The organism is Actinokineospora sp. NPDC004072 (assembly GCF_053604195.1).
This window is the reverse complement of sequence record NZ_JBSGHB010000007.1, coordinates 259,858-276,611: the sequence shown is the minus strand read 5'-3', so window position 1 is coordinate 276,611 and position 16,754 is coordinate 259,858. Positions and strand designations below refer to the sequence as shown.

General features: G+C 74.3%; 15 protein-coding genes. 5 read left to right on the top strand and 10 right to left on the bottom strand.

Annotated elements, in window-relative coordinates:
• Positions 1–8: 8 nt before the first annotated feature.
• Positions 9–671 carry a helix-turn-helix transcriptional regulator gene (locus ACWEPX_RS13620; RefSeq protein ID WP_451897448.1) on the bottom strand — a complete coding sequence of 221 codons (663 nt, stop codon included), beginning with the start codon at positions 669–671 and terminating at the stop codon, positions 9–11.
• 77 nt (positions 672–748) lie between these two features.
• On the opposite strand from ACWEPX_RS13620, the gene ACWEPX_RS13615 reads away from it, so the two are divergent.
• Genes ACWEPX_RS13615 through ACWEPX_RS13605 form a run of 3 tightly spaced genes read left to right on the top strand, consistent with a single transcriptional unit; the run spans position 749 to position 2,969 of the window.
• On the top strand, positions 749–1,168 hold the full coding sequence (locus ACWEPX_RS13615; protein ID WP_451897447.1) for a hypothetical protein: 420 nt from the start codon (positions 749–751) through the stop codon (positions 1,166–1,168).
• Entirely contained in the window at positions 1,165–1,767 is a 603-nt protein-coding gene (folE, locus tag ACWEPX_RS13610; protein WP_451897446.1) for a GTP cyclohydrolase I FolE, read from the top strand. The genes ACWEPX_RS13615 and folE overlap by 4 nt, the downstream gene beginning before the upstream one ends.
• 11 nt (positions 1,768–1,778) lie before the next feature.
• A complete protein-coding gene (locus ACWEPX_RS13605) occupies positions 1,779–2,969 on the top strand; it encodes an NAD(P)/FAD-dependent oxidoreductase (protein WP_451897445.1) in 1,191 nt (396 codons plus the stop codon).
• Here the strand turns inward: ACWEPX_RS13605 and ACWEPX_RS13600 are convergent.
• From ACWEPX_RS13600 to ftsY, 9 genes are all read right to left on the bottom strand, one after another.
• The gene (locus tag ACWEPX_RS13600; protein ID WP_451897444.1) at positions 2,958–3,365 is read right to left on the bottom strand and encodes a GreA/GreB family elongation factor; all 408 of its coding nucleotides are present in this window, start codon (positions 3,363–3,365) and stop codon (positions 2,958–2,960) included. The genes ACWEPX_RS13605 and ACWEPX_RS13600 overlap by 12 nt on opposite strands.
• A 117-nt stretch (positions 3,366–3,482) precedes the next feature.
• On the bottom strand, positions 3,483–4,736 hold the full coding sequence (locus ACWEPX_RS13595; RefSeq protein WP_451897443.1) for an NAD(P)/FAD-dependent oxidoreductase: 1,254 nt from the start codon (positions 4,734–4,736) through the stop codon (positions 3,483–3,485).
• Between the two features lie 113 nt (positions 4,737–4,849).
• Positions 4,850–6,355 carry a PucR family transcriptional regulator gene (locus tag ACWEPX_RS13590; protein ID WP_451897442.1) on the bottom strand — a complete coding sequence of 502 codons (1,506 nt, stop codon included), beginning with the start codon at positions 6,353–6,355 and terminating at the stop codon, positions 4,850–4,852.
• 46 nt (positions 6,356–6,401) lie between these two features.
• Positions 6,402–6,884 (bottom strand): carboxymuconolactone decarboxylase family protein, encoded by a 483-nt coding sequence (locus ACWEPX_RS13585; RefSeq protein WP_451897441.1) that lies wholly within the window; start codon positions 6,882–6,884, stop codon positions 6,402–6,404.
• Positions 6,885–6,972: 88 nt separating this feature from the next.
• A complete protein-coding gene (alc, locus tag ACWEPX_RS13580) occupies positions 6,973–7,950 on the bottom strand; it encodes an allantoicase (RefSeq protein WP_451897440.1) in 978 nt (325 codons plus the stop codon).
• A 294-nt stretch (positions 7,951–8,244) separates the two neighbouring features.
• Positions 8,245–9,543, bottom strand: a complete 1,299-nt coding sequence (allB, locus tag ACWEPX_RS13575; RefSeq protein ID WP_451897497.1) for an allantoinase AllB — start codon at positions 9,541–9,543, stop codon at positions 8,245–8,247.
• 2 nt (positions 9,544–9,545) lie between these two features.
• A complete protein-coding gene (locus tag ACWEPX_RS13570) occupies positions 9,546–10,754 on the bottom strand; it encodes a DUF6986 family protein (RefSeq protein ID WP_451897439.1) in 1,209 nt (402 codons plus the stop codon).
• 2 nt (positions 10,755–10,756) lie between these two features.
• Positions 10,757–12,274 (bottom strand): malate synthase A, encoded by a 1,518-nt coding sequence (gene aceB / locus ACWEPX_RS13565; RefSeq protein ID WP_451897438.1) that lies wholly within the window; start codon positions 12,272–12,274, stop codon positions 10,757–10,759.
• Between the two features lie 74 nt (positions 12,275–12,348).
• Complete coding sequence (gene ftsY / locus ACWEPX_RS13560) at positions 12,349–13,701, bottom strand: signal recognition particle-docking protein FtsY (RefSeq protein ID WP_451897437.1); 1,353 nt, start codon at positions 13,699–13,701, stop codon at positions 12,349–12,351.
• A 265-nt stretch (positions 13,702–13,966) separates the two neighbouring features.
• Between ftsY and ACWEPX_RS13555 the strand changes: the two genes are divergently transcribed.
• Together ACWEPX_RS13555 and ACWEPX_RS13550 are read left to right on the top strand one after the other, a co-directional pair.
• Complete coding sequence (locus tag ACWEPX_RS13555; RefSeq protein ID WP_451897436.1) at positions 13,967–15,148, top strand: anhydro-N-acetylmuramic acid kinase; 1,182 nt, start codon at positions 13,967–13,969, stop codon at positions 15,146–15,148.
• Positions 15,135–16,679: a sodium:solute symporter gene (locus tag ACWEPX_RS13550; RefSeq protein ID WP_451897435.1), complete on the top strand. Its 1,545-nt coding sequence runs from the start codon at positions 15,135–15,137 to the stop codon at positions 16,677–16,679. The genes ACWEPX_RS13555 and ACWEPX_RS13550 overlap by 14 nt, the downstream gene beginning before the upstream one ends.
• Positions 16,680–16,754 lie beyond the last annotated feature (75 nt).

Sequence of the window (16,754 nt, the reverse complement as noted above, 5' to 3'; positions counted from 1 at the left end):
CGGTCAGCCTAGGCCGGGGCGATGCGGACGCAGCAGTGGTCGGGGGTGGGGGCGAGGCGGGCGGAGAGGCCGGTGGCGGACAGGCCGTCTAGGAGGCCGTCGAGCAGGCAGAGGTTCATGCCGCAGACCAGCTCCGTGTGCTGCTGGGCCAGGCTGTGGAACGGGCAGTTCCCCAGCACGATCTCGCCGCCCGCGGTCCGCGGCTCGAAGCCGAACGCCTCCAGCGCGCCCAACACGTCCCGGTCGTCGGCGCGGGCGGTCTCGCCGATGTCGCGGCCCAGGGCGCGGGCGCGGCGGGCGAGCACGGCGCGCGGGGACTCCCCCGAGGTCTCGGCCTCGGCGACGGCGTCGGCGAGCAGGTGCCCGGCCAGCTCGTAGCGGCGGTCGGGCAGGGAGACGGCGATCTGCTTCGCCGAGCGCCGGTACAGCTTGGCCGGGCGGCCCGCGCCGGGGCCGCTGCGGCCGGTGCGGCGCTCGTGGACGACCTCCAGCAGGCCCTCCCCCACCAGCCGGTCGAGGTGGAAGGCGACGGTGGTGCGGGGCGCGCCCACGGCCTCGGCGGCCTCGTCGCGGCCGACCGGGTCGGGGCTGCGCACGACGAAGTCGTAGAGCCTGCGCCGGGTCGGCTCGTCCAGCGCGGCGACGGCGGAGACGTGCGTCGGGTCGCCCATTCTAAAAACAACTCCTGTTGACGATATTCGGTCGGCGGTTCTAACGTTAGTCCATCTTGTCGTTAGAAGGAGGAGTCATGGCCACGGAAGTGTCCGGCGTCCGATCCGCGCTGCGGGCGGACCCGAGCGCGCAGGCGTACCTGCTGCTGCGGACGGTCTTCACCGTCGCGCCCGTGCTGTTCGGCCTGGACAAGTTCGCCAACCTGATGGTCGACTGGCCGGTCTACCTCGCCGGGTGGGTCGACGGGCTGCTGCCGGGCACCGCCCAGCAGGCCATGTACGGCATCGGCGTGGTGGAGATCGTCGCGGGCGTGGCCGTGGCGCTCGCGCCACGCTTCGGCGGGCTGCTCGTGGCGGCCTGGTTGGGCGGGATCATCGTCAACCTGCTCACCCTCTCCGGCTTCTACGACGTCGCCCTGCGCGACTTCGGGCTGCTGGTGGCCGCGCTCGCGCTGTCCCGGCTGGCGGTCAAGCACGCGCCGGGGAAGCGGGCATGACCGAGGCGCTGTCCCGGCACCTGCAGGTCGTGCACGACCGCAGCGGCGTCGACCTGGCCGCAGCCGAGCGCGCGGTCGCCGACCTGCTGGTCGCCCTCGGCCGCGACCCGGGCACCGAGCACCTGGCCGACACCCCGCGGCGCGTCGCGCACGCCTACGCGGAGATGCTGACGCCGCGGGAGTTCGACCTGACGACCTTCCCCAACGACGAGGGCTACGACGAACTCGTCCTCGCGCGCGGCATCCCCGTGCAGTCGCTGTGCGAGCACCACCTGCTGCCCTTCCACGGCGTCGCGCACGTGGGCTACCTGCCGGGCGCGCGGATCCTCGGGCTCTCGAAGCTGGCCAGGGTGGTCGAGCTGTTCGCCCGCGATCTCCAAGTGCAGGAGCGGCTGACCAAGCAGGTCGCCGAATGGCTGCAACGCCACCTCGCCCCCAAGGGCGTCGGCGTGGTGATCGAGGCCGAGCACCTGTGCATGTCCCTGCGCGGGGTGCGGGCGGCGGGCACGCGAACCGTGACCTCGGCGCTGCAGGGCCTGCTGCGCGATGATCCGAGATCGCGGCAGGAGTTCTTCGCCCTGTCCGGGGTCAATGCGTGAAGGAGGAGGACGTGGACGAGGTGTTCGTGATCGTCGGCGCGGGGCTGGCCGCCGCGAAGGCGGCCGAGGCGCTGCGGGCCGAGGGGTTCGCCGGGCGCGTGGTCGTCATCGGCGACGAAGGCGACCGGCCCTACGAGCGGCCGCCGCTGTCGAAGGGCTACCTGCTCGGCGACCAGGCCCGCGACGAGGTGTTCCCCCACCCCGAGGGCTGGTACGCCGAGCACTCCGTCGAGCTGCGGCTGGGCAGGCCCGCGGTCGCCATCGACCGGGCCGCGCGCGAGGTCGAGCTCGACGGCGGCGAGCGGATCGGCTACACCAAGCTGCTGCTGGCCACCGGGTCGTCCGCGCGGCGCGTCCCCGGGCTCACCGGGGTGCACTACCTGCGCAAGCTGGAGGACTCCGAGCGGCTGCGCAAGGCGCTGGAGACCGGCGGGCGGGTCGTCATCGCGGGCGCGGGCTGGATCGGGCTGGAGGTCGCCGCCGCGGCCCGCGCGCGCGGCTGCCCGGTCACCGTCGTCGAGCCCGCCCCGACCCCGCTGCACGCCGTGCTCGGGCCGGAGATCGGCGGCTTCTTCGCCGACCTGCACCGCGGCCACGGCGTGGAGTTCCGCTTCGGCGCCCAGCTCGCCGGCGCGGGCGACGGGATGGCCACGACCTCCGACGGCGAGGAGATCCCGGCCGACACCGTGGTCGTCGGGATCGGCGCGCGGCCGAACACCGAGCTGGCCGAGAAGGCCGGGCTCGGCGTCGACAACGGCGTCCTGGTGGACACCGCCCTGCGCACCGACGACCCCGACATCCACGCCGCGGGCGACATCGCCAGCGTGCCCAACGCCGTGTACGGCAAGCGGTTGCGGGTGGAGCACTGGGGCAACGCCCTCGCGGGCGGGCAGGCCGCGGCGAAGGCGATGCTCGGCCAGGACGTGGTCTACGACGAGCTGCCGTACTTCTTCTCCGACCAGTACGACGTGGGCATGGAGTTCGCCGGGTGGGTCGAGCCCGGCAGCTACGACCAGGTGGTCAAGCGCGGCGACGGCCAGGAGTTCCACGCCTTCTGGCTGGCTGGCGAGCGGGTCGTCGCAGGCATGCACGTCAACCGCTGGGACGAGGGCATCGGCGACGTCCAAGCCCTCATCCGCAGCGGCCGCGGGGTCGACCCGACCCGGCTCGCCGACGCAGCCGTCCCGCTGTCAGCCCACTGACGGCTGCCGGTACGGCACCGCCTCGACCAGCGTGATGCGCACGGTGCTGCCGCTGGGGACCTGGTAGGAGCGCTGGTCCCCGCGGCGCGCCCCGATCAGCGCCCGGCCCAGCGGCGAGTCCGGCGAGTAGACCTCCAGGTCGCCGTGCTCGGCCTCGCGGACGCCGAGCAGGAACGTCTCGGTCTCGCCGGTGTCGTCGTAGCGCACGGTCAGCACCATGCCGGGCTCGGCGATGCCGTCGTCGGCCGGTTCGGTGCCGACCACGGCGGTGTTGAGCAGGTCGCGGATCTGCCGGATCCGCTGGATGCGGGCGCCGTCGTCCTCGCCGACCTCGGCGAGCAGTTCGGCGAGCTCGGCGCGGAGCCGGTCGTGGGCGGCGGGGGTCAGCCAGGTCATGGGTTTCTCCGGAAATGGGTGCAGCGCCGTCAGGGCGGTGGGGTAAGGCCGCCCTGACGGCGAGCGTCCGAGCGGCCCGGGCGCGGAGGGCTCCGGCCCGCACGGACTGGGATGTGGTCAGCGGAGCGGGTCGAACTCGCGCAGCGCGGCGGGCTGTTTGCCGGTGGTCACCTGCTCGGCCAGCAGCCGCCCGGTGATCGGTCCGTGGGCCAGGCCCCACATCCCGTGGCCGCTGGCCACGTAGATGTTCGGCTCGCGCACGGCGCCGATCAGGGCCCGCCCGTCCGGGGTCACCGGGCGCGGGCCGACCCAGACGTCGGTGCGCTCGTCCCAGCGCACGCCGTCGAGCAGCGGCCGGGCGGAGGCGATGATCGCGTCCAGCCGGGCCGGGACGCCGGGGGCGTCGGGGTCGCGGAACTCCATCGTGCCCGCGACCCGCAGCTTGCCCTGGTAGGGCGTGCAGGCCACGCGGACGTCGGGCAGGTAGATCGGGCCGGGCACGGGGTACTCGACCGGCACGGAGAACGAGTAGCCGCGGCCCGCGCGCACGGGCACCCGCACGCCCCAGTCGCGGGCCAGGCGCGAGAGCCACGCGCCGGTGGCCACGACGGCGACGTCGGCGGTCACGCCCGGGCCGGTGCGCGGGTACACGGTGGCGCCCCGGCTGCCGGTGCGCACGCCCGCCACCTCGAACACCCGGATCGTGGCGCCCCTGGCGACGACCGCGCGGCCCAGCGCCTGGACGAACGCGCCGGGGTCGATGTAGCGCTGGCCCTCGACGCGCACGCCGGTGGTGAGCGCGGAGGATGCCAGCGGCACGTGCTCGCGCAGCTGCTCGAAGTCCAGCTCGGTGTGCGCGATCGGCTGGCCTGCGTCGGCCATCCTGCGCAGCTCGGTGAGCAGGCCCTGCGCCTGCTGCGGGGTGCGGAAGGCCGCGGTGATCGGCGCGTCGATGGTGGGCGCCTCGACGCCGTTGGCGGTGAGGACGTCGAACGCCTCGATGCACTCCTCGTTGAAGGGCAGGTTCGCCCGCACCGCGCGGGTCCAGGACGACCAGCGGCAGTTGGCGGCGAAGCGGGTCAGGAACGACCACAGGCCCGGGTCGGCGGTGACCGGGATGTGCAGCGGCGCGGTGGGGCTGAACAGCGAGCGCAGCCCGTAGCGCAGGACCGACGGCTCGTTGAGCGGGATCGCCAACCCGGGCGCGATCCACCCGGCGTTGCCCCAGGACGCGCCCGCGGCCACCGAGGTCCGGTCGACCACGGTCACCTCGACCCCGCGCTCCTGCAGGAACCACGCCGTGGACAACCCGACAATGCCCGCGCCGACCACGACCGCAGTCCGCGGACCGCCATCGATGCGCCCGACCATGTGCCCAACCTCCTGGAATGTGCTGTCCAGACCAGGATGGGTCGCGGGGGCACCCCGACCGTTGTCCGTTCCCTACAGACTGGGCGGCGCGGGCTGTCCGCCCGGTACAGCCCTCACAGCTCGCCGGTCGCGGCGAGGTCGATGATCATGCCCAGGCGCTTGCGGGGGTCGTCGAGGTCGAGCGTGGTCACCTCGGCCATCTTGCGCAGCCGGTAGCGCACGGTGTTCTGGTGCACGCCCAGCAGCTCGCCCGCCTCGGCGAGGTCGCCCTGGGCCTCCAGCCAGGCCCGCAGGGTGCCCGCGTAGTGGGTGCCGTGCTCGCGGTCGTGCCTGCGCAGCTCGGCGACCGGGCCGCGGGCCGGGGTGCGGCCGGTGCGGGCGGCGGCGCGCAGGCGCTGGAGCAGGATGTCGTCCCAGGACTCGTCGTAGGCGGGCGGCGGGGAGTCCGGGTCGCGCGCGGCGTGCAGGGCCAGGCACTCGTCGGCCTCCTGGCGGGCGGCGGGCAGGTCCTCGGCCGACGCCGACCCGCCGATGCCCGCCCACACCACCATGTCCACGCGCAGGGCGGCCAGCCACTCGCGGGCGGCCGTGACGTCCTCGCCGGGCAGGATCGTGTAGAGCGTGGTGCCCGACAGGGCGCTGCGGCCGGGGCGCGACCAGCCGAAGCCGGTGGTCGCCCGCTCGAAGGCCAGCAGCAGCGCGGCGTGCCGCTCCTCCTGCGGGCGCAGCGCGATCACCCGCGCCGGGCCTGCTGGCAGGCCCAGCCTGCTCAGCAGGGTCGCCGCGTCGGCGGTGCCGTCGAGCAGGCGGATCACCAGGTCGGACTCCACCTGCCGCTCCAGGTCCGCGCTGGCCCGCGAGCGCAGCAGGTGCAGGGCCACGGTGCGGGCGCCGTCGACCAGGGCGGTGCGGCGCGCGCCGGTCAGCGGCTCCCCGCAGGTCACCCACACCGACCCCAGCACCTCGCGGCCCGCGCGGACGGCGACGACCATCCGCCCGGTCAGGCCGTGCTCGGCGTCGCGCTCGACGAACAGCGGCGCGTCGGAGGCGGCCAGGTGCGCGGTCACCCCGCGGGCGGCGAACAGCTCGCGGAGCTGCTCGGGGGCCTGCCTGCCCAGGATGGTCGCCGAGCGCGCGGCGTCGGCCCGCTGCTGGGAGCGGGAGTAGGCCAGCACCCGGGAGGAGCGGTCCTCGATGGTGACGGCCCCGCCGACGGCGTCGGCGAGGCTGTCGGCCAGCGCGAACAGGTCGGTCGGGCCGCGGCCGGACTCGGTCTCGCGGCCTTCGAGGACCAGCCCGTAGACCACGCCCGCGAGCTGGCTCCAGGACACCGCCGGGTCGACCACCAGCACGGCGATCCCCGCGGCGGCGCCGACCACGGCGGCCTCGCGCTCGGCCTCGACGCCGCCGTGGACCAGCACCGCGCTGGCGCCCGCCGCCCAGGCGACCGCCTGGCCGACCGACTCCGCGCCGATGGCGAGGTAGACGTCACCGCCCGCGTCGCCGTCGGCCTCGCGCATGGCCACGCTGCGCAGCTCGACCGAGCGCGAGACCGGGCAGCAGGCCAGGCGGACGCCGTAGCCGCCGAGGACGTTCACCAGGCGGTCCAACCGCACCATGAGCCACTCCGTTTCGACCGGAACGGTCCACAGTAAGCGGTCGGGCTCACCCCCGGTGCGCGAACTGCCCTGGCACGTAGTCACCGGCGGGCTGCTGGGTGATGACGTTCATCCGGTTGAAGGCGTTGATGACGGAGATGGCCAGCACCAGGGCGACGAGCTGGTCCTCGGTGAAGTGCTTGGCGGCGTTGGCCCACACCTCGTCGCTGACCCCGCCCGCCCCGTCGGCGATGCGCGTGCCCTGCTCGGCCAGCTCCAGCGCGGCCCGCTCGGCCTCGGTGAAGACCTTGGCCTCCCGCCAGGTCGCCACCAGGTTGAGCCGCACCGCGGTCTCCCCGTCGTTGGCGGCGTCCTTGGTGTGCATGTCGAGGCAGACCGCGCAGCCGTTGATCTGGCTGGCGCGGATCTTCACCAGCTCCATCGTGGACGCGGGCACGTCGGTGCCGCTGAGCACGGGGCCCAGGGCGACCAGGTGCTTGAGCGCCTTCATCGCCACGGTGTTCTCGAAGAAGTTCAAACGCGGTTTCATGGTGCACTCCCCATGCGGTTGGTGGCGCGTACACCCTTAAGACACGGCAGCCCGCGGCGCTGTGACAGGTCTGCTTGTGACGGCGGTCTCAGGCCCCGCCGCAGGTCTCGATGGTGCGCCTGCCCTCCTCGGTGAGGCAGCCGAACAGGCGCAGCCGGGCCATCCCGCCGTCGGGGTAGATGTCCAGGCGCACGTGCGTGGCGGGCGGGGCGTCGGCGATGCGGAAGCGGTGGCGGGTGTCGGGCTGCAGGCGGGTGCGCGGCAGCAGCGGCGTCCACTGGTCGGGGCCGCCTATGGATAGCGCGGCCAGGCCGGGGGCGTTGCCGGTGAAGTGGGTGGTGTCCAACTCGGCGAAGCGGACGACCCCCTCGGCGGCGAGCCGGACGACGGCCCAGTCGTTGCCGTGGTCGCGCCTGCGGCGGGTCTCCCAGCCCTCCCCCATCGACACCGGCGTACCGGGCGCGATGAGGTTGCTGGGCGACGAGTAGAACATGTCGCTGCACGCAACCACCCGCGCGCCGTTCTCCAGGGCGGCGAGGTCGAGGGCGGTCGGGTCGATCAGGGCGGGGTCGGGGACGGGCTGGCCGTGCACCCGCAACCGCGCGATGCCGCCGTCGGGGTGCATCGTCAGCCGGACGTGGGTGAAGCGGCGGGGGTTGTCGACCTCGAACTCGGCGCGGGCGTCGCCGGTGAGCGGGACGCGGGTGAGCAGCGGCTCCCAGGGGCCCAGCTCGGCGGGGGCGGGGTAGCCGGGATGGGCGCAGCCGTCGAGGGAACAGGCGGGCGGGAAGTTGCCGGTGAAGAACGAGGTGTCCACGACGACGCCCCTGATCACCCCGGGCAAGCCGAGTCGGATGATCGCGCTGTCATCCCCGTGCACCCGCCTGCGGCGCGTCTCCCAGCCGTCGTAGATCTGGCCCCGGTGGCCGAAGGTCTGCGGCTGGAAGCCGGGCGGGGCGGTGGTGATCAAGTTCTCCTTCTCGGCGAAGGTCTCATCGTCGGCCCAGACGACCGAACCCCCGAAGCGCCGGACGGCTAGGTCGGGCAGGGCAAGCCAGTCAGTCATGACGTCCCTCGTTCCAGCGGGTGGCTGCGGGGTGCGGCGCGGAGGCGTGGCCGCACCCCGGGGTGGGCGCCGGCCGGACAGCAGCGAGCACAGGCGATGCGGCGGTCATGGCGAACCCTCGCTCCAGCCGGTGGCCGCGGGATGACCTGGGCGCGGCGCGGCGGCAGGTGGCTGGAGGTGCGGGGGTGCATCCCCGCGGTCGGCGGGGGGCGGGCTGCGGCGGGCGAGGGCGGTGGGTGATGGAGCCCTTGGCCGGGGCGGAGACCAGTAGGTCGGGGTGGGCTGGTGAGGGGGTCATGACGTGCCTCGTTCCAGCAATTGGCCGCGGGGCGGACCTGAAACCGGCTCGCCGCGGAGCCAGGTTGAGCGGATGGTTCCGCGGAGGGGGGTGCCGTGGTAGGCGGTGGTCGGGTGGCGGTGGTGGAGGGTGGTGGCGTCGATGGTGGTCACTTCGTCGGGGGCGAAGACGACCAGATCCGCGTCGTGGCCGGGGGTGATGCGGCCCTTGCGGCGCAGGCCCACCAGGTCGGCGGGGGCGGTGGACATCCAGGTGATCACGTCGGAGAGGGGGATGCCTCGGGCGTGGGCGGCGGTCCAGACGGCGGGGAGGGTGACCTGGAGGCCGGAGATGCCGCCCCAGGCCGCGCCGAAGTCCGGGCGCTTGAGGTCAGGGGTGCAGGGTGAGTGGTCGCTGACCACCGCGGTGATCGTGCCGTCGACCAGGCCCTGCCAGAGGGCGTCGCGGTGGGGGGATTCGCGGATGGGTGGGCAGCACTTGAAGGTGGTGGCGCCGTCGGGGATGTCGGTGGCGCTGAAGAGGAGGTAGTGGGGGCAGGTCTCGGCGGTGATGCGCACCCCGTCGGCCTGGGCGGCGGCCAGCAGGGGGATCGAGCCCGCGGCCGACAGGTGCACGATGTGGGCCCGCGCGCCGGTCGCGCGTGCCGCGGCGATCACCTGGGCGACGGCGCTGGTCTCGGCCTCGGCGGGGCGGGAGGCGAGGAAGTCCGCGTAGTCCCCGCCGCGGGCGCGGCCGATCAGCTCGGCGTCCTCGGCGTGGCAGATCATCAGGGCGCCGAGGGCGGCCGTGGTCTCCAGGTGCTCGACCAGCTCGTGCGGGCGCAGGCAGCCGAACTCGGCGACGCCGGAGTCGAGCAGGAAGCACTTGAAGCCGAACACCCCCGCCCGGTGCAGGGCGGCCAGCTCGCCGGTGTTGCCGGGCACCGCGCCGCCCCAGAAGCCCACGTCGACGTGGCAGCGGCCGCGCGCGGCGGCCCGCTTGATCTCCAGCGCCCGCGCGTCGGTCGTGGGCGGCAGGCTGTTGAGCGGCATGTCGATCAGCGTCGTCACCCCGCCCGCCGCGGCGGCGCGGGTCGCGGCGGGGAAGCCCTCCCACTCGGCGCGGCCGGGGTCGTTGACGTGGACGTGGGTGTCGACCAGGCCGGGCAGCAGCACCTCGTCGTCGGTGAGGAGGACGACCGGGTCCGCGCCGGCCGGGGCGTGGTACGGCTCGACGGCGGCGATGCGGCCGTCGCGGACCCGCACCGCGGCCGGGACCTCGCCCGACGGGGTGATGCAGCGGCGGGCGCGGAACAGGGTCACGGCCGCACCAGCGCGGCCAGGTCCTCGGCGGCCAGGCCGGTGTGCGCGCCGACCTCCTCGGCGGTCAGCGCCCCGCAGTCCACGGCCCGGCGCAGCGACCCGGCCAGCGCCGCCGCGGTGGCGGGCTCGTCCTGCACCGGCCCCGACCCCGCGCCCAGGTAGGCCGCCAGCCGCCGCCCGTCGGCCGCGGCCGTCTCCAGGTGGTGGGTGTAGACCGCGGCGTAGCGGGTGACGAGCTGGGCCGGGTGCAGGTCCCAGCCCTGGAAGAACCCGTGCGCCAGCGAGCGGCGGACCAACTGGTAGTGGGTCTGCCAGCCGTGGCGGACCGCGGCGTCGTCGCCGACCGGCAGGACGTTCGTCGAGCCGTCCGAGAGCCGCACTCCCGTGCCCGCCGCGCTCACCTGCATGACGTTGCGGGCGAAGTCGCACGCCGCGTGCGCCAGGTGCTGGTCGGCGGCCGAGAGCCCGCACGCCGCGGTGTAGTCGTAGGTGCCGAAGTGCAGGCCGCTCACCCGACCCCGGCCCGCGCTGATCAGCCCCGGCACGGCCAGGCGCCCGTCGGCGGCCACCACCGACCGGGGCGTCTCGATCTGGATCTCGAAGCGCAGCACGCCCCGGCGCAGGTCCAGCCGCTCCTCCAGCACGTCGAGCACCTCGGCCAGCGCCGCGACCTGCTCGGCCGAGGTCACCTTGGGGAAGGTGGCGACGAACCCGGCGGGCGGGCGGCCCAGCCGGGTGAGCACCAGGTCCAGCGTGCGCACCGAGCGCAGCAGCGACGCGGTGGTGTCGAAGGACTTGACCCGCAGCCCGGCCGAGGCGAGGCCCCAGGTGGCGAGCAGGTCGGCCGCCTCGGCGGCGTGGGCGTCCTCGGCGGAGTCGTCGCGGACGCCGTAGCCGTCCTCGAAGTCCACCCGCAGGTCCTCCACCGGCTCGGTCTCCAGCTTGGCCCGCACCCGCTCGTGCACGGTGGGCGCCAGGTCCGGGGGCAGGCCGACGATGGCGGCCAGCGCGGCCGGGGTCGGGGCGTGCTCGTCGAGGGCGGCCAGGGCGGCCGCGCCCCAGCGGGCGGGCAGGTCGGCGGTGACGCGGTCGGCGGGGACGTAGCAGGTGTGCACGGGCTGCCTGCCCGCCGCGGTCCGCTGCTCGGGGGTGGACAGCCGGGCGGCGATGCCGGTCAGCAGCGCGCCGTCGAGCGTGGTGCGCATGGTCAGATCCGTTCGTAGGCGGGCACGGTGAGGAAGTCCGGGTAGCGCTCGGCGAGGGCGACCTCGGCGAACAGCTCGCACGCCCGCCCGCTGCCCGGCAGCGCGGCCCCGACCTCGCCGAGCACGTGCCGCACCAGGTCGGGCGTGACCCGCACGCCGCTGTCGAGCACGACGCCCGCGCGCACCCACTGCCAGACCTGGGAGCGGGCGATCTCGGCGGTGGCGGTGTCCTCCATCAGGTTGCGGATGGCCGCCGCGCCCGTCCCGCCGAGCCAGGACAGCAGGTAGCGGACGCCGACGTCGACCGCGGAGCGCAGACCCGCCGCGGTGGCCCGGCCGGGGGTGGCGGCGACGTCGAGCAGGTCAGCCGCGGTGACATCCCGCCCAGGGAGGGCGCCGCGCTGGTCGGGGGCGTCGCCGAGGACGCGGTCGAAGACCTCCCGGCAGACCGGCACGAGGTCGGGGTGGGCGACCCACGAGCCGTCGAAGCCCGCGTCGGCCTCGCGCTCCTTGTCCGCGCGCACCTTGGCCAGCGCGCGCTCGGTGACCTCGGGGTCGCGCCGGTTGGGGACGAAGGCCGCCATGCCGCCGATCGCGTGCGCGCCGCGGCGGTGGCAGGTGCGCACGAGAAGATCGGTGTAGGCGCGCATCATCGGCGCGTCCATGGTCACGCTGTCGCGGTCGGGCAGCACGTACGCGGGGCCTGCGTCGCGGAAGAACTTGATGACGCTGAACAGGTAGTCCCACCGGCCCGCGTTCAGCCCGGCGGCGTGCTCGCGCAGCTCGAAGAGGATCTCGTCCATCTCGAAGGCGGCCGGGATCGTCTCGATGAGGACGGTGGCGCGGATGGCGCCGTGCGGGATGCCCAGGTCGGCCTGGGCCTTGGTGAACACGTCGTTCCAGAGCCGGGCCTCGCGGTGGCCCTCCAGCTTGGGCAGGTAGTAGTAGGGCCGCTCCCGGTTGTGGAACAGGTGCAGGCCGAAGTCGAGCAGGGCCGCGACGACCCGCCTGCCGTCGACCTCAACGTGCTTGTCGTCCAGGTGCCAGCCGCGGGGCCGCACGACGATGACCGCGGGATCGGGGCCGACGGCGTAGTGCTTGCCGTCGGCGGTGGTGTGCTCCAGGACGCCGCGGGCGGCGTCGCGCAGCACGACCTGCCCGCCGACGACGTTGCGCCAGTGCGGGGTGTTGGCGTCCTCCAGGTCGGCCAGCCACACCCGCGCGCCGGAGTTGAGCGCGTTGATCGCCATCTTCGGCTCGGTCGGCCCGGTGATCTCCACCCGGCGGTCGCGCAGGGCCTCGGGGATGGGCGCGACCTGCCAGTCACCGGCCCGGATGGCGCGGGTGTCGGCGAGGAAGTCCAGCACCCCCAGGGCCCGCCGCCTGGCCCGCTCGGCCAGCAGCTCGTCGCGCCTGCCCGCGAACTCCCGCTGCAACCCGGCGACGAACGCCAGCGCCTCGGGGGTCAGGACCTCCGCCCCCCGGTGGACGGGTCCGCCGAGCACCTGGATGTCGGCCATTAGGACATAGTGACCCGCCAGCGGCGGCAGGGGTACCCGCCACGCGGTCGCACCGCATTGCCCCCGGCCGGGGGTCAGCCCAGCAGGGCGTCGACGAAGGCGGCCGGGTCGAAGGGGGCCAGGTCGTCGGCGCCCTCGCCGAGGCCGACCAGCTTGACCGGCACGCCCAGCTCGCGCTGGACCTGGAAGACGATGCCGCCCTTGGCGGTGCCGTCGAGCTTGGTCAGCACGATGCCGGTGACGTCGACGACCTCGGCGAACACCCGGGCCTGGGTCAGCCCGTTCTGGCCGGTGGTGGCGTCGAGGACCAGCAGGACCTCGTCCACCGGGCCCTGCTTCTCCACGACCCGCTTGACCTTGCCCAGCTCGTCCATCAGGCCGGTCTTGGTGTGCAGGCGGCCCGCGGTGTCGACCAGCACGGCGTCGACGCAGGCGCTGCGGCCGCGCTTGACCGCGTCGAAGGCGACGGCGGCCGGGTCGGCGCCCTCGGGGCCGCGCACGACCTCGGCGCCCACCCGGTCGGCCCAGGTCTGGAGCTGGTCGGCGGCGGCGGCGCGGAAGGTGTCGGCCGCGCCGAGGACGACCGTGCGGCCGTCGGCGACCAGGACGCGGGCGAGCTTGCCGGTGGTGGTTGTCTTGCCGGTGCCGTTGACGCCCGCGACCAGCACGACCGCGGGGGTGCGCGCGTCGCCCTCGCCGTGCGGCAGGGCGCGGACGGAGCGGACCATCTCCGGGTGCAGGGCGTCGATGAGGACCTCGCGCAGCACGGCGCGGGCCTGCTCGGGGGTGCGCACGCCGCGCTTGGACAGCTCGGTGCGCAGCCGGTCCACGATCTCCTGGGTGGTCGCCGCGCCCAGGTCGGCCAGGAGCAGGGTGTCCTCGACCTCGGTCCAGGAGTCCTCGTCGAGGTCGCCCGCGCCCAGCAGGCCCAGCAGGCCCTGGCCGAAGACCGAGCGGGAGCGGGAGAGCCGCCCGCGCAGCCGCTCCAGCCTGCCCTCGGTCGGCGCGATCTCCTCGACCACGCGCGCCTCGGGGATGACCACGGGCTCGGGGGCGGGCGCGACGGTCTCCTCGACCGGCAGCTCGGTGGTGGGCGACTGCTGGACCGGGATGCGGTCGGTGGCGGGGGTGGTGTCCGGCTCGGGCAGGTCGACGTCGACGAAGCCGCGCTTGACCGAGTCGCGCGGGACGGCGGCGTCGTCGCCCACCCCCGGCTGGCCGTCGACCTCGGTGCGCTCGCCTGCGGGGTGCCCGCCCGGGGCGAGGGAGATCCCGCCGCTGGCCTGGTACCCCGTGGGCTTCGCCTCGACCTGCGGCTTGGTCTCGCCCAGGTCGATGCGCCTGCGGCGGGCCAGCAGCACGCCCGCGACCACGGCGGCCACCAGCACGACGACGGCGACGATGATGATGATCTGGGTGCTCGACACGCGGCCATCCTCGCATCCGGGCGGCGGCGCGGCCGGGCTGGCTCGCGGCTGGCCCACCGGCTGCGCAGCCCGCTCAGGGGGGCTGATCTTCGCCGGCCGCGCTGCGCAGGCATCCTCGGGGCCGCCGACCGCGGGATGTCACGCCGTCGGGGGACAGCGCCGGGCGGCGCCCCGCGTGTCGGTAATACACCATTTGGCCGTAAGTTGAGTAAATTTCCAACCTACCCCTTGCGCATCCGCTGACTGTGGAATAGACCACAAATCCATGTGGCTGCGCGTGGTCGGGCTCATCTCGGGGACGTCGGTGGACGGCATCGACGTGGCGGTCGCCGACTTCGCCTTCGCCGACGGGCGGATCCGGCTGCGCCCGGTGGCCCACGCCGCCGTGGACTACCCGGCCGAGCTGCGCTCGGCGCTCATCGACGCGCTGCCGCCCAACGGCTGCACCGCGGCCCGGCTGTGCGAGCTGGACACCGGCGTCGGCCGGGCGTTCGCGCAGGCCGCGGCCGGGATGTGCGAGGGCGCGGACCTGGTGGCCTCGCTGGGCCAGACGATCTACCACTGGGTCGACGGCGACCGCTGCCACGGGACGCTGCAACTGGGCAGGCCCGCGTGGATCGCCGAGGCGACCGGGCTGCCGGTGGTCAGCGACCTGCGCGCCCGCGACGTCGCCGCAGGCGGGCACGGCGCCCCGCTGGCCCCGGTGCTCGACCGGCTGCTGCTGGGCAGCCCGGAGGCGCCGACCGCGGCGCTGAACCTCGGCGGGATCGCCAACGTGACCATCCTGCGGCCCGGGGCGCCCGCGGTCGCCTTCGACACCGGCCCGGGCAACGCCCTGCTCGACGCGGCCGCCCGCGCGCTGCTGGGCGCCGACCAGGACACCGGCGGCGCGCTCGCCGCCCGCGGCCGGGTCCGCGAGGACCTGCTCTCGGTGCTGCGCGCCGACCCCTACTACGCCGCCGATCCGCCGAAGTCCACCGGCAAGGAGCACTTCAACGCGGGCTACCTCGGCGCGTCCCTGGGCCGCTTGCGGATCGTCGCCGACGCTGACGTGATGGCGACGCTGGTCGCGCTGACCGCCACCACCGTCGCCGACGCCTGCAAGCGGTTCGGCGTCCGGAAGGTCATCGCGTCCGGGGGCGGGGTGCGCAACCCGGTGCTCATGGCCGCCCTGGCCGACGCGCTCGCCCCCGCCACCCTGACCACCACCGAGGAGCTGGGCGTGCCGACCGACGCCAAGGAGGCGTACCTGGCCGCGCTGCTGGGCTACCTGGCCTGGCACGGGATGCCCGTGGACCCCGGCACGGGCGCGGCCGGGCCCCGGGTGCACGGCAGCATCACCCCGGGCGCGGCCCCGCTGCGCCTGCCCGAGCCGGTCACCGCGGCGGCCACCGGTCTGCAGATCACCGTCCCCGAACCGGCTGGAGGCCCCCATGCGGCTCGTTGACCTGCTGATCATCGCCGCGTTCCTGGTCGGCATGCCGCTGCTGGGCGTCCTCATCGGGGGCAGGCAGCGGTCGGCGAAGGACTACTTCGTCGGCGACGGCAAGATCAAGTGGTGGGTGGCCTGCCTGTCGGTGGTCTCGGCGGAGACCTCGACGCTGACGGTGCTGAGCGTGCCGACGGTGGCGTACCTGGGCGCGTTCACCTACCTGCAGCTGGCCATCGGCTACATCATCGGGCGGATCGTGGTCGCGTTCGTCCTGCTGCCGCGGTACGTCGCGGGGAACATGACGACGGCGTACAACTTCCTCGGCAAGCGCTTCGGGCCGGGGCTGCAGGGCACGGCGTCGGTGACGTTCCTGCTGACCCGCCTGCTGGCCGACGGCGTGCGCCTGTTCGCCACCGCGATCCCCGTCAAGGTCGTGCTCGCCGCCTACGGGGTCGACGCGGCCTACTGGCAGATCGTCGCCGTGCTGGGCGTGGCGATGGTGGTCTACACGTTCTTCGGCGGCGTGCGGGCGGTGGTGTGGGTCGATGCGATCCAGATGCTCTGGTACGTCGTGGGCGGCCTCGCGGTGATCCTGGTGCTGTCCGGCAAGCTGCCCGACGGCTGGTTCGGCGCGGCGGTCGACGCGGGCAAGACCCAGTTGCTCGACTTCGGCTCGGCGCCGGTCAGCAACGCCTATGCGTTCCTCACCGCCGTGCTGGGCGGCGCGGTGCTGTCGATGGCCTCGCACGGGGCCGACCAGCTGATCGTCCAGCGGCTGATGGCCTGCAACGACGTCCGGGCCTCGCAGAAGGCGCTGATCGCCTCGGGCGTGGTCGTGTTCCTGCAGTTCGCGCTGTTCCTGCTCATCGGGACGATGCTGTGGTCGTTCTACAAGGGACTGGACCCGGTCGGCGAGCTGGGCCTGTCGACCAACGACGAGCTGTTCGCCACCTTCATCGTGACCGAACTGCCGTCGGGCCTGTCGGGCTTCGTCATCGCGGGGATCCTGGCCGCGGCGCTGAGCTCGTCGCTGGGGGCGCTGGCGTCCTCGACGGTGACCGACGTGTACCAGCGCCTGACCCGCCGCGAGCTGTCGGACGCCGAGCTGCTGCGCCAGGGCCGGATCTGGACGGTCGTCTGGGCGGGCGCGCTGGTGGTGTTCGCGTCGATGTTCACCACCACGAAGAACCCGATCGTGGAAACCGCCCTGGCCATCACCGGCTACACCTACGGCGCCCTGCTCGGCGCCTTCCTCCTCGGCCTCCTCATCCGCCACGCCCGCCAATCCGACGCGATCGCCGCCTTCGTGACCACGGTGGCGGCCATGGCCTTCGTCATCCTGGGCCTGAAGTTCAGCGCCGAGACCGGCGCCTTCCTCGGCGTCGACTTCGGCAAACCCAGCCCCGGCCTGGCCCTGGAGGGCGACAAGGCCGTGGCCCTGGCCTTCCCCTGGTACACCCCGCTCGGCGTGGCGATCACCTTGGCGATCGGTGGTTCGTTATCCCTTCGCCACCGCGGTCGCGCGCCGGTCGCAGCCATCAATTGACAGTTCATCACCTTCATTCCGACTATTGTGGACAATGAAGGGAATTCTGATTTGCCTCGACCGGCGACGATCTGC

Excerpts from the sequence above, each read along its gene's own strand:
- ACWEPX_RS13595 (WP_451897443.1), bottom strand. The coding sequence starts at position 4,736 with ATGGTCGGGCGCATCGATGGCGGTCCGCGGACTGCGGTCGTGGTCGGC.
- ACWEPX_RS13570 (WP_451897439.1), bottom strand. The coding sequence starts at position 10,754 with ATGCGCACCACGCTCGACGGCGCGCTGCTGACCGGCATCGCCGCCCGG.
- ACWEPX_RS13600 (WP_451897444.1), bottom strand. The coding sequence starts at position 3,365 with ATGACCTGGCTGACCCCCGCCGCCCACGACCGGCTCCGCGCCGAGCTC.
- folE (WP_451897446.1), top strand. The coding sequence starts at position 1,165 with ATGACCGAGGCGCTGTCCCGGCACCTGCAGGTCGTGCACGACCGCAGC.
- ACWEPX_RS13555 (WP_451897436.1), top strand. The coding sequence starts at position 13,967 with ATGTGGCTGCGCGTGGTCGGGCTCATCTCGGGGACGTCGGTGGACGGC.
- ACWEPX_RS13615 (WP_451897447.1), top strand. The coding sequence starts at position 749 with ATGGCCACGGAAGTGTCCGGCGTCCGATCCGCGCTGCGGGCGGACCCG.
- ACWEPX_RS13585 (WP_451897441.1), bottom strand. The coding sequence starts at position 6,884 with ATGAAACCGCGTTTGAACTTCTTCGAGAACACCGTGGCGATGAAGGCG.
- ACWEPX_RS13550 (WP_451897435.1), top strand. The coding sequence starts at position 15,135 with ATGCGGCTCGTTGACCTGCTGATCATCGCCGCGTTCCTGGTCGGCATG.
- ACWEPX_RS13590 (WP_451897442.1), bottom strand. The coding sequence starts at position 6,355 with ATGGTGCGGTTGGACCGCCTGGTGAACGTCCTCGGCGGCTACGGCGTC.
- alc (WP_451897440.1), bottom strand. The coding sequence starts at position 7,950 with ATGACTGACTGGCTTGCCCTGCCCGACCTAGCCGTCCGGCGCTTCGGG.
- aceB (WP_451897438.1), bottom strand. The coding sequence starts at position 12,274 with ATGGCCGACATCCAGGTGCTCGGCGGACCCGTCCACCGGGGGGCGGAG.
- ACWEPX_RS13620 (WP_451897448.1), bottom strand. The coding sequence starts at position 671 with ATGGGCGACCCGACGCACGTCTCCGCCGTCGCCGCGCTGGACGAGCCG.